At 41.2% G+C, this 13,853-nt stretch carries 13 protein-coding genes and 1 tRNA gene; 5 read left to right on the forward strand and 9 right to left on the reverse strand.

Annotation, left to right across the window (positions count from 1 at the left end; translation table 11 throughout):
* Nucleotides 1-31 precede the first annotated feature (31 nt).
* Nucleotides 32-3,307, forward strand: coding sequence for a glycosyl hydrolase (locus ACXZ1K_RS09695; protein WP_458973188.1), 3,276 nt, complete (start codon nucleotides 32-34; stop codon nucleotides 3,305-3,307).
* Here ACXZ1K_RS09695 and ACXZ1K_RS09700 read toward each other — a convergent pair.
* From ACXZ1K_RS09700 to ACXZ1K_RS09725, 6 genes are all read right to left on the reverse strand, one after another.
* Nucleotides 3,266-4,471 carry a hypothetical protein gene (locus ACXZ1K_RS09700; protein WP_458973189.1) on the reverse strand — a complete coding sequence of 402 codons (1,206 nt, stop codon included), beginning with the start codon at nucleotides 4,469-4,471 and terminating at the stop codon, nucleotides 3,266-3,268. The two genes, ACXZ1K_RS09695 and ACXZ1K_RS09700, sit on opposite strands and share 42 nt — an antisense overlap.
* Before the next feature lie 192 nt (nucleotides 4,472-4,663).
* Nucleotides 4,664-4,750 (reverse strand) — tRNA-Ser (locus ACXZ1K_RS09705).
* A 98-nt stretch (nucleotides 4,751-4,848) separates the two neighbouring features.
* Nucleotides 4,849-5,844: a YihY/virulence factor BrkB family protein gene (locus ACXZ1K_RS09710; RefSeq protein ID WP_458973190.1), complete on the reverse strand. Its 996-nt coding sequence runs from the start codon at nucleotides 5,842-5,844 to the stop codon at nucleotides 4,849-4,851.
* Nucleotides 5,845-5,853: 9 nt separating this feature from the next.
* Nucleotides 5,854-6,258, reverse strand: coding sequence for an acyl-CoA thioesterase (locus ACXZ1K_RS09715; RefSeq protein ID WP_458973191.1), 405 nt, complete (start codon nucleotides 6,256-6,258; stop codon nucleotides 5,854-5,856).
* 1 nt (nucleotide 6,259) lies between these two features.
* Nucleotides 6,260-7,315, reverse strand: a complete 1,056-nt coding sequence (gene mltG / locus ACXZ1K_RS09720; protein ID WP_458973192.1) for an endolytic transglycosylase MltG — start codon at nucleotides 7,313-7,315, stop codon at nucleotides 6,260-6,262.
* 14 nt (nucleotides 7,316-7,329) lie between these two features.
* Complete coding sequence (locus ACXZ1K_RS09725; RefSeq protein WP_458973193.1) at nucleotides 7,330-8,100, reverse strand: PASTA domain-containing protein; 771 nt, start codon at nucleotides 8,098-8,100, stop codon at nucleotides 7,330-7,332.
* A gap of 101 nt (nucleotides 8,101-8,201) precedes the next feature.
* On the opposite strand from ACXZ1K_RS09725, the gene ACXZ1K_RS09730 reads away from it, so the two are divergent.
* Nucleotides 8,202-9,188 (forward strand): D-alanine--D-alanine ligase, encoded by a 987-nt coding sequence (locus ACXZ1K_RS09730; RefSeq protein WP_458973194.1) that lies wholly within the window; start codon nucleotides 8,202-8,204, stop codon nucleotides 9,186-9,188.
* A gap of 13 nt (nucleotides 9,189-9,201) precedes the next feature.
* On the opposite strand, the gene ACXZ1K_RS09735 is transcribed toward ACXZ1K_RS09730, so the two are convergent.
* A complete protein-coding gene (locus tag ACXZ1K_RS09735; protein WP_458973195.1) occupies nucleotides 9,202-9,957 on the reverse strand; it encodes a DUF3575 domain-containing protein in 756 nt (251 codons plus the stop codon).
* Nucleotides 9,958-10,085: 128 nt separating this feature from the next.
* Here ACXZ1K_RS09735 and ACXZ1K_RS09740 point away from each other — a divergent pair, with 128 nt between their 5' ends.
* Together ACXZ1K_RS09740 and ACXZ1K_RS09745 are read left to right on the forward strand one after the other, a co-directional pair.
* A complete protein-coding gene (locus ACXZ1K_RS09740) occupies nucleotides 10,086-10,667 on the forward strand; it encodes a Crp/Fnr family transcriptional regulator (protein WP_458973196.1) in 582 nt (193 codons plus the stop codon).
* Between the two features lie 95 nt (nucleotides 10,668-10,762).
* Complete coding sequence (locus ACXZ1K_RS09745; protein ID WP_458973197.1) at nucleotides 10,763-11,170, forward strand: DUF983 domain-containing protein; 408 nt, start codon at nucleotides 10,763-10,765, stop codon at nucleotides 11,168-11,170.
* Here ACXZ1K_RS09745 and ACXZ1K_RS09750 read toward each other — a convergent pair.
* Both ACXZ1K_RS09750 and ACXZ1K_RS09755 read right to left on the reverse strand, forming a co-directional pair.
* A complete protein-coding gene (locus ACXZ1K_RS09750) occupies nucleotides 11,160-12,587 on the reverse strand; it encodes an MATE family efflux transporter (RefSeq protein ID WP_458973198.1) in 1,428 nt (475 codons plus the stop codon). The two genes, ACXZ1K_RS09745 and ACXZ1K_RS09750, sit on opposite strands and share 11 nt — an antisense overlap.
* A gap of 381 nt (nucleotides 12,588-12,968) precedes the next feature.
* The gene (locus ACXZ1K_RS09755) at nucleotides 12,969-13,388 is read right to left on the reverse strand and encodes an acyl-CoA thioesterase (RefSeq protein WP_458973199.1); all 420 of its coding nucleotides are present in this window, start codon (nucleotides 13,386-13,388) and stop codon (nucleotides 12,969-12,971) included.
* Nucleotides 13,389-13,515: 127 nt separating this feature from the next.
* Between ACXZ1K_RS09755 and rpsO the strand changes: the two genes are divergently transcribed.
* Nucleotides 13,516-13,818: a 30S ribosomal protein S15 gene (rpsO, locus tag ACXZ1K_RS09760; protein ID WP_458973200.1), complete on the forward strand. Its 303-nt coding sequence runs from the start codon at nucleotides 13,516-13,518 to the stop codon at nucleotides 13,816-13,818.
* Nucleotides 13,819-13,853: the final 35 nt, after the last annotated feature.

Below are 13,853 nucleotides of genomic sequence, written 5' to 3' on the forward strand. Positions count from 1 at the left end.
TTATATTGTCATACACCAAATGTAAAGCTTAATGAAAATTGCTCATTTTTCCGGATCGTGTTTATTAGCAATCTTGATCATCATATTTTCTTCTGCAGCAGCCCAGGTTGCAAAAGTACCATTCATCCCCTCAAAGCAAGAACTTAACCGCCCGTTTGCCAAATATGATGAGGTCTCTTTTCTGCATCCACCAAAAGTATATCATCCAGAAACCTGGTTCCATTACATCGGCGGAAACGTGTCTAAAGCAGGTATCACCAAAGATTTGGAGGCAATAGCTAAAGCCGGGTTTTCTGGTATTCAGCTTTTTCACGGACAGTTCGGCGGACCATGGCCAGGAGTTACGCCCCAGATCACGAGTCTGAGTGCCGATTGGGATGATGCGGTAAAACATACGGCACAAGAATGCCGCCGCCTAGGTCTTAGATTTACCATGAATAATTGTCCGGGATGGGCAACATCCGGTGGTCCCTGGATTGAGCCCGCTAATGCCATGCGTACCCTTATATGGAATCGCACAGATGTGTTAGGTGGAAAATTGATCACCCAGTCAATACCTGTTCCCGAACCCAATGTTGAACCATGGCGCGATTACCGCGAGATTACCTTACTTGCTTTCCCAACACCGATTGGGGATACTGGTAGACCCCTTGTGCCGGCTTCTATTAAAAGCAATACCAATTATAAATGGGAAACCTATTTTGCCGGTGTGGCAGCAGGACCGCTACGCTTATCGCCAACTACTTCCGATAAACCAAATTGGGTTGAGGTAACATTTGATAATGATGTTCCCTTAAGAACTGTCGAGTTTTCAAGTGTGCAGGCCTTTAACCACGGACAGAGTTACGAGCCGGGGGTCAAGATTTCCATACAGGCCATATTAGCAGATGGAAAAATTAAAGATATCCTTAACGCGGAAATGCCACAGTCGAACTGGCAGGACGACCGGCCAATTACCTTTGCTTGCTCTGAACTAGCCCGGGTTAAAAAATACCGAATCTCTATCATCAATAAATATGATATGGCTTTGTCATCTTTAAAACTCTTTTCCGCCGCTAGGAAGAATAGCTGGGAATCTGAGGCAGGTTGGACATTGCGCAGTATAGAGCGCGCAGGGCAGAATCCTATTCAATCCCCGGAGGCATTTTTAAAATCCGATCAGATCATTGACCTTTCCACCAAGATGGATAAGAACGGAAAGCTGAATTGGCAAGCGCCTAAAGGAAAATGGACCATTCTTCGTCTCGGTCATGTGAATTCAGGCAAAGAAAATGGTCCGGCGCCTAAAGAAGGTACGGGTTGGGAAGCAAATAAATTTGCAAAGTCTGGCGCTGATGCACATTTTGCAGGGTACATCGGCCGACTGTCAGGGGTAAATGGGCCACTTTCCGGCGGGTTGTTGAATGGGATGTTAATCGACAGCTGGGAATGCCATACGCAAAGTTGGACACCAGCTATGGAAGAAGAATTTATTCGGGTATCCAAGTATGGCCTCCGCAAATGGCTGCCTGCTTTATTTGGTTATGTTATTAAGGATCATCAAACCACAGCAAGGTTTTTAACAGACTGGCGGAAAACACTTAATGATCTAATGACAAATAACTACTACGGGCAGATGGCCTCACGTGCGCATGACAATGGCTTATATGTAACCTTCGAAACCTCGGCAGGAGATGTTGTTCCTGCAGATATTTTGGAGTACTTTAAATATGCTGATGTGCCAATGTGTGAGTTCTGGGAGCCGATGGCTGATGGCTTTGTTGGATCAATAAATTTCAAGCCTATAAAGCCTACTGCATCTGCTGCAAGGATGTATGGTAAACCACGTGTGGCCGCTGAAGCATTTACTTCAATGAGCCTGACCTGGGATGAGCATCTGGATATGCTGAAGGAAGTGGCTAATGTGAACAGTATACAAGGCGTTTCGCATTTTGTATTCCATACTTATACCCACAATCCCCAGATGCCTTTTCTGGCACCCGGTACTTCATTCGGTGCTGGAATCGGAACTCCTTTTTTAAGGGGACAAACCTGGTGGAATTATATGCCAGATTTTACTGATTACCTGTCTCGCTGCAATTACATGCTGGAGCGAGGAAGGCCGGTATCTGATGTGCTTTGGTATTTAGGTGATGAAATCAATCATAAGCCTAATCAGAATGCACCATTTCCTGAAGGATTTAAGTATGATTACTGCAATCCTGATGTATTGTTAAATCGCTTAAAAGTAGAAAATGGTCTATTGGTTACTCCTGAAGGAATCCGTTACCGCGTGCTGTGGGTGCCTGATGCACCGAATATGTTACCAGAAACGCTGGAAAAGCTACAGTTGTTACTGCGCCAAGGTGCAACAATAATAGCAGAAGCCCCGGTAGGATTGGCAACACTCTCTGGTGGTGATGTGGCTAAAGAACGTTTTGATGCCGCGGTAAAGGACATTTGGGGAGGCGCTAATAAAGGAATTAAAAAGATTGGAAAGGGTAATTTGATTTCTGGCATTTCCCTGGAAAAGGCATTGTTCGCCCTAAAGATAGTTCCTGATGTTATAGGTGGCGAGGCACTTTGGGCGCACAGGCAAATTGATGGCGCTGATTGGTATTTTGTGACTGCCCCACGCGGGAAAGGGTTTTCAGGCGATCTCAGTTTTAGAAGCTCTGGGACGGTAGAACTTTGGGATCCGGTAACGGGAACTTCTAAGCCTATCGAAAATCATCGCATAGGTAATCGCACCATTGTCAAACTCAACTTGGTTAAATCGGCCTCCTGCTTTATTGTCTTCCGCAAAAGCGATAGCAAACCCGCTGCTTTTAGTGTTCCTAAATTGGTAAAATCGTTAGCTATAACGAGCCCATGGACGCTAACTTTTCCTTCCGGATGGGGAGTTGCTGAGCCTTTATCAATTGCTGAGTTAAAACCATGGAAAGACCTGGACATATCCGCTGAGGGGAAAGCCTTTTCTGGAACAGCAACGTATACTACATCATTTGAAATCGACAAGCCAGCCATTGGTCAGGATTACCTTTTGGATTTAGGAGAAGTAGATATGGCTGCAGAGGTTTCGATTAATGGCAAAAGTATAGTTAAGCTTTGGGCCCCGCCTTATAGAATCAGTTTGAAAGGAGTGGTGAAGCCCGGTAAGAATATTTTAACGGTAGCGGTAACCAGTACATGGTTCAATCGTCTTGCCTATGATGCTGGCCAACCTGAAGATAGGCGTAAAACATGGACGATATCCGGACCGGGTAAAGAGTCTGGATTGAGAAACTCAGGCTTGATGGGCCCGGTGAAGATCGATGTGCTGAAGTGAAACGAGCATATGGATCATCTCGCGCCCACTCTTCCACCTCCTTAAGCGATTAGCCTGCTGTATCCCCTTTCGATCTTTGATTTCACGGTTGGGTTGGTAATAATGGGGCATTACGTCCTTCATTGCATTGTGAATGTCATTTATGGCACCGGTCAACATCAATAACGGATTGCTCTTTACAAGTACGGCTAACGCATCTGCCATGCTTGACGTATAGTAAGGGCAGTCCCAGTCGTGACGATAAGGGTTATCTCCTTTTATATTCACCTTTTGCAAGGGATGGGAAAGGTCTTCAATGCCTTCCGCAACTGCACATCCAAAAACATTGGTATACTCATTAATAAAATGATTCCACCAGCGAGGGTGATGGGGTAGTTCCTTTAGCAGTGTATCGCAAACAAGGATTCGCTTTGGAAAATTAACATTGGCCGGATCCATCAATACTAAAGAAACACCAAAATGCCCTTCTTCAGGAGAATGCCTGCTGTAAATTAAAAAGAATTGAGTAGCGGTTTCACCAGACTCATGTAACGCTGCGGTAAGTATCTTCACTTCTTGAAGGCGATCCTCCAGAAATCCGCGCTTGAAGAGTACATGAAACGAGCCGCTTGACTTTGCCCGGCAACGTATACTGTTTTCATCAAATACATTCCCGTTAGCTGGTCGACTGGTAAAATGATTTCCGCTGTTGTAACGTATTTCTTCAGACTCTGGTGGGTAGGTGTCAATGTGCGCAGTATCGCCCGTCTCCGTTTGCTTATTAGGGTGAACCGACCTAAATGGGACATGCATTCTTTCACTATCCATTCTTCGCGCCAGGTTGTAAATTCTTTGTTCTGTAATCGCCAATAGAGGATCCCCGGTTACAGGATCAAAATAAACCCGCTTAGCGCGTCTGCCCAGATGTCTTGCTATGAAACGATGTCTTAAAAGTTTTTGGATAGGGTGTGTGGTATTTAAAAAGAAATCTCTTAAAGCATCGTTTCTTAGATACTCATCCAGTGGTTGATCAAATTGTAATAATGGCTTTTCCTGGTTTTTTACTGCCCAATTTCGCAAAAACCTGTATACTTCGTTGTCGAAACGAATGTTAGTCTTCTCTGCTTTTTCTTTATCACCAATGCGTTCTACCATTTTATCCCCCAGACTAATTACTTCAAGCAATATCGTTGGAAAAATTCAATTAATAGCAATGCTTTTTAAATTTTACAAAGAGATAATGATAAAATACATTAATATTTAGATTGGAACGGAGAATTTGCTAATTCTGATCTTTTTTTTTCAAAAAGATCGTTAAAAGCAAAAAGGGTTGCCCGTTTTAGGCAACCCTTTTGTTGAGAAGTCACTCTCATTACGCGGAGAGTGGGGGATTCGAACCCGCGGACCCTTTGACAAGTCAACAGTTTTCAAGACTGCCGCAATCGACCACTCTGCCAACTCTCCGGCGCAAAAGTACAAATACTCCTTTATTCTACAAATAATGAAGTGAATTTTTTAACAAAATGTTGTTAACGGCTTAAAACAGAGCTAGAAAATTTTGCTTAGTGTTCTAATTTGTCCTCAGCTGGAGTAGGTTTTTTAAATAGGTTGAAGTTTGGCTTGATGATTTTTACACTGCGTTTAGACAAATCTACGCTGGCATTAAGCTCAAAACCTACCAATAAGATCAAAGAGTTAAGGTATAACCAGATCATAATCACGATCAGAGTACCAATAGAACCGTAAATTTTATTGTAGGAGCTAAAGTTGTTAATGTAAAAGGAAAACCCCCATATGGTCAAAAAGGCAAGAATTGTTGCTAACCATGATCCTGCACTAAAAAACCGCCATTTCTTGGCATGTGCTGGTCCGTAGCGATAAAGAATGGAGATGGTTACAAAATATAAAGTTCCCAACAATGCCCACCTGCTCAATTGAATCACAAAAGTAGTTAGTCCGTCTTTGACGTGTAGTTCCGTATTGAGGTAATTTAATGCAAATTCCCCTACAGTCATTGCAATAATGCAGACGATCACGGAAAGTGCGATGACGATAGTTAAAATTATTGCAATCAACCGCTGCTTAAACCAACTTCTCGTTTCTATAATTAGCGATGATTTGTTGAATGCCATCATCAGGTTGTGCACGCCATTGGTAGAGAAGAACAGAGCAAGGATGAAACCAAAGGAAAGTAGTCCGCCATTTTGCTTCAGGACAATCTCTTCAAGTGTCGTTTTAAAGGCTCCATAAGCATCCTGCGGTAGAATAAGTATAATAAGTTCCATCAGCTTGCTCTGGAAATTCATATCGCCCCATTTAGGTATGAAAGGGATGAGCGTAAATAAAAAGATGATGCCTGGAAAAATGGCAAGCATGAAATTATAAGCTAGGGAAGAAGCCTTATTTACCAGGGAATCCTTTCCAATTTCCTTGAAAAAGAAGGTAGCAACAGTATAAAGTGGAAGCGGACTAAAGCCAGGCAGAATACAAACCTTTGTCCAGTCTATAAACAACGCATATAGCTTTAACTTTAAGAGTTGTCTGTGTACCCAATTCATATTATCCTATTAAAACCACTGCTTTAACCTATCCATAAAGTCGCTAGGTGGCAGGCACGGTTTATTCTTTGCCATATCAACAAACACCAGTGTTGTACTTCCAATATTGATCAGCTCTTCGTTGGCATTAAAAAGCTCATATTTAAAATGTATCCTGATGCCTGGCAACTGCTCTACTGTCGTTTTAACTGTAATTTCCTGATCGTAAAGTGCAGGTTTGATAAATTTACAGTTTAATTCCAACACGGGCAGCATAATACCGCTCGCTTCCATCGCAGCATAATCCATGCCTAAACTTCTCAGCATTTCCACCCGGCCAACTTCGTAGTATTGCGCGTAACTGCCATAATACATATAGCCCATTTGATCGGTTTCGCCATACCGCACTCTTATTTTTGTGCTGTTTGTATACATGTTATTTGAAGATGTTCCTCTTATTTAATGCATCCCTATATTTTTTTGCATTTTTTTCGTGTTCTTGAACAGTAACCGCAAAATTATGGTAGCCGGAAAAATCTTCTTTTGCACACATATATATGTAGTCGTTGTTATTCTTGTTCAACACCGCATCTATTGCATTAATGCTAGGCATCATAATTGGTCCCGGTGGTAAACCAGCGTATTTATAAGTATTGTAGGGAGAAGATACCGATAACAGCGAGTTGGTTACTCTTTTCACTGTAAAATCACCATTGGCAAAGATTACGGTTGGATCTGCCTGCAATAAGATGCCTTTGCTTAGGCGGTTAAGATATAAACCTGCAATAATTGGCATTTCTTTATCGTACAAAGCCTCGGCATCAACAATGGAAGCCAATATAGAAACCTGGATAGGAGTAAGGTTTAAAGCTGCGGCTTTAGCTTTACGATCGGCATTCCAGAACTTTCCATATTCTTTATGCATCCTTTCAAAAAACTCTGAGGCAGAAGTGTTCCAATACATTTCGTAAGTGTTTGGAATGAACATCACATAGCTGTTTTCTTTGTTAAAGCCATACTTTTCGATTAGCGCAGCTGAATCCAGTAAGTTTATAAACGTAAGCGAGTCGGGCTCAAGACTTTTAGAGAGGTAACCGGCAAAGCTGTCTTTCTTCCTGATATTCTGGAATTTTAGTTTTACTGGTTCCTGGTTGCCCGCCTTTAACATATTGATCAGGCTGCGGTTGTTCATCCCTTTTTTGATGCCGTACCTGCCTGGCTTTAAAGATTTGGCTAAGCCCATTTTGGCTGAAGCCTTTTTAAATGTACCAATGTCTGTTAAAATGTCTTTGAACTGGAGTTCTTTAATCAGGTCGTCCAGGTTATACCCGGTCCTAACGTAGAGGTACTTTTCCTTACCTGTAGTATTTGGGGCAAAGTATACTGAGTAAAATTTAAACCCATAGTAGCCGCCCACTACTAAAATTGCCATAAGCAGGGCTAATATAACTTTTCCCTTTGAAGTCTTACTTTTCTGTTGCTCTTCTGCCATAAATGTGCGACTAACTATTTTTTACTTGATAACGTAATGTTAACTGGGGTGCCAATCTTTACTTTAGTAATTGAGTCTGTCGGGAATGGGTCTTGCTTAACAATCACCGCAGTTGCTGAATCCGTTATCAGACCATCCCAGGTAACTAGTCCGAGGTTAAGCATTGCACCGTTACGCAAGGCGAATAATGCCTCGTCTTTCGTCAACCCAATCAGTGTTGGAATGTCCACTTCTTCATTTCCTTTTCCGTCTCCCAGAAGGAAGTCAATTCTTGATCCCTTAGGGATGACCTGGCCCATAGTTACAGGCTGACCGCCAAATGATGCCTGTAAAACAACGTCCCTGGCCACATCAGATTTGTATGTAGTATCACCCAATTTTAATCCGAAACTTTCTATAATGGCCTGTGCCTGACTAAAAGGTTTTGATTCCACATCAGGGAACTTCACATTAGGTGCCGTATTCATACTTACTGTTAGATAAATGGTACGGTTATCCTTAACGAAAGTGTTTGCGTTAGGGTCCTGATCTATCACGGTACCCGGAGGCGTGTCCATAATGTAAACAGAATCAACCTCATAGCGTAAGCCAAGTTCTTCTAGCTTACTAACTGCCTGCGTAAAGGCGAGCCCTTTTAATGGAGGTACATTTAGCCCCTGGCCGTGTTTGGTATAATACCTTAAACTAAAAAAGGCTACAAACAAAATCACTGCTACAGTTATAACAGCTGCTATTAAATTTGACCTAAAGGATTTAGTTTTAAGATAGGATATGAATTTAGCCATCGTGCTTTGTTTTCTCAAGGTGTAAGCCTCAAATTTAGACTAAAAAAATATTTTAATGGAATTAAAATAACATCTGCACCAACTAATTTATATTTGTGAATATGAAAAAAACGATAGCATTATTAACTGGCGGCACTACTGGTGAGTGGGTTGTGTCGGTAAAAAGTGCAGCTACCATTGCTCAAAATCTTGATCAGGATAAGTTTGAAGTTTATAAGATCATGCTTACCCAACAGGGCTGGTTTTATGAACCGGCTGATTCGGTAAAGATTGAGGTAGATCGTAATGATTTTTCATTAACCATCAATGGTAGAAAGATAAAGTTTGATGGGGTGTTTATAGCCATTCATGGCTCTCCAGGAGAAGATGGTAAGCTACAAGGCTACTTTGATATGATTGGACTGCCGTACACCACTTGCGATGCACTTACTTCGGCTATCACCATGAATAAGGGCTATACCAAAGCAATAGTTCAAGATATATCTGATCTACACATCGCCAAGTCTGTACAGATCTTTAAGGAAACACCTTTTGATCTTAATGATATTAAAGCAGACCTGAAGCTTCCTTACTTTGTTAAGCCAAATAATGGGGGAAGTAGCATAGGAATGAGCAAGGTAAACCTCGCCGATGATCTGGAATTGGCAGTTGATAAGGCATTTAATGAAGACAGTCAGATCTTAATTGAAGAGTTCATATCTGGCCGTGAATTTACTGTTGGCGTAGTCAAACTGGATGGCAAGATAACCGTATTGCCTGCCACAGAAGTACAAACTGCAAAAGAATTCTTTGATTTTGAAGCGAAATATACTCCCGGTGTCGCGACAGAAACAACTCCTGCAGAGATCAGAGCTGAAACTAGGGAGCGGGTTGCAGCAATAGCTGAAGCCGTATATGTAAAACTAAACTGCCGAGGGGTTGTGCGGATAGATTTTATCCTATCCGGAGATGAAGGTGATTTCTATTTTATAGAGATCAATACCATACCAGGACAAACCGCAACAAGTTTCATACCCCAGCAGGTAGCTGCTATGGATATGAAACTAAATGATTTTTATACCAAACTGGTTAAAGAGACGATAGGCTAATCAACCGCATTGCTTAAAATTTAAAGGACACACTGATGCCACCCCTAAGGCCTGGCCAGTTGCCGTCAAGATCAACGCTAGCACCATTACCAGTAACAGTATATTTGGTTTTAATCATCGGAATTTTTTCCAAATCATTTAGTCCGTCCCTCAATCCGTTTTGTTCATCGTTATTTAATGTTTTGGTGCCGTCAATTGTTCCAGATAAAGAACCATAATTTGGTCCGATGAAAATGTCCAATCCAATTCTTTTGGCCAGGGTAAACTCAGAACCAATGTACACTCCTCCGGTAACTGTTTTAATATCACCACTGAGCGGCATTTCTATGTTACCTTGAGAACTCTGAAACAAGAATGGGCCCGAGGCGTTAAAATTAGAAAAGCTGGCAAAAGGTGCAAGATAGAATCCTTTAAAAGCACGCTCACCAAGATAGAACCTTACCTCAGGTGTGATCGCAAAGTTGCCTGTCTTAAAATTCTTAATTCTGTTGTATGCTTCTGCGTCATCAACCAAGCTTTCTATTTGTCCTTGAAATGGTAGGGTAGAAGATGGGGCAAATCTTACGCTTAAACCCACAGCAATTTTGCTGGCAACCGCACGCTGGTACTGGAATGAAAAATTCTTTAAGACAAGTGCTGCAACATTCATTTTTACCTGGTTTTTAAATTCTGTATCTGATCCGCCGTCTTGTGCGTACGACAATTTGGTACATAAAATAAATCCTATTAAAGTCAATACTTTCAGGGAGTTAATAAATTTTTGTTTCATGGTTTATTTGGTTAATTGAATTTGGTAATGGTAAAGTTAATTAAAATAAGTTTTGAAAAAATACTACTTAGTGGGTATTTTTTCAATGCTATCCTTAACTTGTGGCAACTCGTGGAGTGCATTTAATTATGAACATTAAATATTTAACAGAACATCAATTTAAAATTAGACAATATCGTAAAGGAGAAGTGATTTACCATCCTGAAAGTTTGCCTAAAGCAGTCTACTTTATTAAATCAGGAAAGATAAAGATGGTAACAGTTAATAGCGATGGTCACGAGTTTATACAAGGCATCTTTAAAGCGAACGAGTATTTCGGAGAACCCGCACTCATCTTAGGCAAACCATATCTCGCATACACCATTGCCATTCAGGATTCGGACATTATTGCAGTAAATAAAGAAGAATTCTTTAAATTTCTTCAGATAGATGCCGCCTTCAGCTTAAAACTTATTCAAACATTGAGCAATAGACTATTTTATAAGTCAATGATGCTGGAGGAATTGGCCAATGAGCACGCCGACCACCGGGTTAACACCTTGCTAAATTACCTGTTAAAAGATCTGGAAAGTGGCTCAGAATTAAAGGTAACGCGGCAGCAAATGGCAGATATGAGTGGATTACGTGTGGAAACTGTTATTAGATTGATCAAAAAACTTTCGGGAAGCATTTCCTTCAAACTTATAAAAGGAAAGATTGTTAAACTTTAGAGAAAGATGATTCTATGATCTGGATCATAAATTATATGAACGCTACAACGTAACTTTGGTGTATGACAGTTCAGGATAACCACACAGCGATTCTCATGAAAAATATTTCCAAATTCCAGGCAGTAGTACAATGTAAATGTCCCAGGTGTAGAACTGGCGCAATCTTTTCAGGCCCGATTTATTCTTTTAAAGGACAGGTGACCAATGAGTACTGTTCATATTGTAATCTGCGTTTTGAACGTGAGCCCGGCTTTTTTTATGTGGCGATGTTTATCAGTTATGCCATGAATGTTGCCGAAATGATTGCGATAAGTATTGCTGCTTATACCTTTGGCTTAGCTTTAACTTATGAAAACTTGTGGGCATATGTTGTTGTCCTCATCATAGGGGTATTTTTATTTTCACCTATCAATTATCGCTACTCCAGGGTGATGTTACTGCACTGGTTAACGCCAGGACTAAAGTTTGTGCCGGGTATTAAACCCAGCGCTGTTAAACCTTGATGGTTTTCCACCTGCCCCTTTTAAATAAGATGAATCCTGCAAGCGAGATTCCCAACTCTGCCACTGGAATTGCAATAAATACCCCCTGTGGCCCTAATTTAAAGTAGTCGGCCAACACGTAAGCCAATGGAATTTGAAATAGCCAGAAACCAAAGAAATTTACTTTTGTAGGCGTCCAGGTATCGCCTGCTCCGTTAAAGGTGCTGATCAGTACCATCCCAATTCCATAAAATATATAACCGGCACTCATGATCTGCAATGCCTTTCTTGCAACTGTTTGAATCAAAGGATCGTTGGTGAAAAATGCTACCAGATAATGACCAAATCCGAAGGTAATGGCCATCACTAACAGCATGTAAATGACTACGTATTTAGCAGTTTTCATTACAGAATCTTCTGCACGGTCCAGCTTTTTGGCGCCTAGGTTTTGTCCTACAAGTGTCGCAGCTGCATTGCTCATGCCCCATGCAGGTAGCATAAAGAACATCATCAGTCTGAGTGCTGTCTGGTAGCCTGCAGAACCATGATCACCTCCCGTTCTGGCAACGAGTTGTGCTAAAAATATCCAGCTGCATGAGGCGATCACAAATTGAAATATACCAGGCGTTGCTATTTTTAACAAGGCCTTAATTTGTTCCCAGTTGGGTTTAAAGTAACTGAGCTTCACCTTGAGGATTCCTCTACCATTACTGAGGTGATAGATTTGATAAGCTACTCCTAGCCCTCTGCCAATTGTTGTGGCAATGGCTGCACCTTTTAGTCCAAATGCCGGGACCGGGCCTAATCCATTTATTAATAGCGGGCATAGGATGATGTTAGCAATGTTTGCAATCCATAAGCTCTTCATTGCAATTGCTGCATTTCCTGCCCCCCTGAATATCCCATTAATTAGAAATAGGAGAACAATAACAGTACTTCCGCCCATCATAATCCTGGTAAACGTAACCCCATCTCTGGCAGTTTCATTACTTGCACCCATGAACAACAAGATGTCAGTAGCATAAATAAAAGCCAGTACGCTGAGGACCAAGTTAATGGCTATAGCAATAAGTATAGCCTGCATTCCGGCTTTTGCTGCTGCATCGGGGTCTTTTTCTCCAATTCGACGGGCAACCACAGCGGTAGCGGCCATGCTCATGCCTATAGCTAGTGAGTAAATAATAGTGATCACTGATTCTGTAAGCCCTACAGTTTGTATGGCTACGCTGCTGTTGTGTAGGTGACCCACAAAATATAAATCTACCAGGGCAAATATGGATTCCATTGCCATCTCCAGCATCATTGGTATGGCGAGTAATATTACGGCCCTGCGAATGCTGCCGTTAGTAAAATCGAGTTCCTCGCCATTTAGCGACTGTTTAATGATTGAAAATATTTTGGAAAGCTTAGTTGTTGAAGCTCTGCTGTGTTGTGACATGATAGTTTGAAAAAAAGTGTGGTATAAACCGTTTTAGCCATTGGCTATTTGAGAATTGGAAGAATGGAGTCCTCGGTTTTTAAGACCTTAGGCGGACTGCAAATACTTTCATCGTTTGCGGTTTTTGTGAGATGATAAATATATGACTTATTTCAGTTCTTCAAAATAGTAGATACCAATTTCTTCTTATGTAGTTTAGATTGAGTTACAATATTGTTCTGTACGAGTTCGATATGACTCCACAGTGAGAGCACAATGAGGGCACAGTGAGTCCACGTTTTTACGGAAAAAACATGGACTCAACGTAGTTTCATAGTGTGGTGATTGTAGATTCGTACAGAACGCATCTCGAACGAATATGCAACTGTATTAAAGACCTTATTAAATGCTATAGGCCTGGATCATTTCATCGTTGACCTTGCAGCCTTTGCCTGTAGCTGTATCAATCATCACGTAGTCAAACCATCCGTCGGAAGCGATCTTACCAGTGCGTTTGTTTTCTATTTCAAACTGCACCCGGCAACCCTTTTCATTGATGGTTAAAATACCTGTTCGTATTGCGATTAGGTCGCCCAAAATCAGTGGGCGTTTGAAATCTACAAGGGCTGTACGTACCACCCAGCCAAACCCGCTGCTTAAAAAAGACTCCATTGGCATTTTGTAAAACTCGGCCATCTGGTCGTACCGGGCAGCGAGAACGTAATCAAAATATTTGCTGTTGTGCACATGATTAAACATGTCGATATCATCAGGTCTTACCTTTAATTCACTTTCAAATATGCTGTATTGCGTCTTTTCCATAATGGGGCTAGTTATACTTACAAACTTAATACAAAATTCAATCGGATATAGTGTTGCTAATCTTTAAAACTTACAGTATCTTTGCACTCAATTAATTAATCCATAAACACTTTAGTATCATTCAAGAATGTATTTAAGTAAAGAAAAGAAAGCCGAAATCTTCCAAAAACACGGCGAAGTAGAAACTAACACGGGTTCTGCAGAAGGTCAGGTAGCGTTATTTACATATCGTATTGCGCACTTAACAGAACACTTAAAGAAAAATCGTAAAGATTTCTCTACCCAGTTATCACTACAAAAATTAGTAGGTAAACGCCGCGGAATTTTGGCTTATCTATTTAAGAAAGATATTGAGCGTTACCGTGCCATCATCAAAACCTTAGGTTTAAGGGATATCATTAAACCTGTTGGTTCAAAAGACAGCAAATAAGCGTACTTATATCAAGAAAAGCCATTCTTTAGGGA

The organism is Pedobacter jaeyakensis, assembly GCF_054461315.1.

Bases quoted from the DNA above. Each gene is read 5' to 3' on its own strand.
- ACXZ1K_RS09695 (WP_458973188.1), top strand. From the start codon at position 32: ATGAAAATTGCTCATTTTTCCGGATCGTGTTTATTAGCAATCTTGATC.
- ACXZ1K_RS09745 (WP_458973197.1), top strand. From the start codon at position 10,763: ATGAAAAATATTTCCAAATTCCAGGCAGTAGTACAATGTAAATGTCCC.
- ACXZ1K_RS09755 (WP_458973199.1), bottom strand. From the start codon at position 13,388: ATGGAAAAGACGCAATACAGCATATTTGAAAGTGAATTAAAGGTAAGA.
- ACXZ1K_RS09750 (WP_458973198.1), bottom strand. From the start codon at position 12,587: ATGTCACAACACAGCAGAGCTTCAACAACTAAGCTTTCCAAAATATTT.
- ACXZ1K_RS09735 (WP_458973195.1), bottom strand. From the start codon at position 9,957: ATGAAACAAAAATTTATTAACTCCCTGAAAGTATTGACTTTAATAGGA.
- ACXZ1K_RS09715 (WP_458973191.1), bottom strand. From the start codon at position 6,258: ATGTATACAAACAGCACAAAAATAAGAGTGCGGTATGGCGAAACCGAT.
- ACXZ1K_RS09740 (WP_458973196.1), top strand. From the start codon at position 10,086: ATGAACATTAAATATTTAACAGAACATCAATTTAAAATTAGACAATAT.
- mltG (WP_458973192.1), bottom strand. From the start codon at position 7,315: ATGGCAGAAGAGCAACAGAAAAGTAAGACTTCAAAGGGAAAAGTTATA.
- ACXZ1K_RS09710 (WP_458973190.1), bottom strand. From the start codon at position 5,844: ATGAATTGGGTACACAGACAACTCTTAAAGTTAAAGCTATATGCGTTG.
- ACXZ1K_RS09730 (WP_458973194.1), top strand. From the start codon at position 8,202: ATGAAAAAAACGATAGCATTATTAACTGGCGGCACTACTGGTGAGTGG.
- ACXZ1K_RS09725 (WP_458973193.1), bottom strand. From the start codon at position 8,100: ATGGCTAAATTCATATCCTATCTTAAAACTAAATCCTTTAGGTCAAAT.
- rpsO (WP_458973200.1), top strand. From the start codon at position 13,516: ATGTATTTAAGTAAAGAAAAGAAAGCCGAAATCTTCCAAAAACACGGC.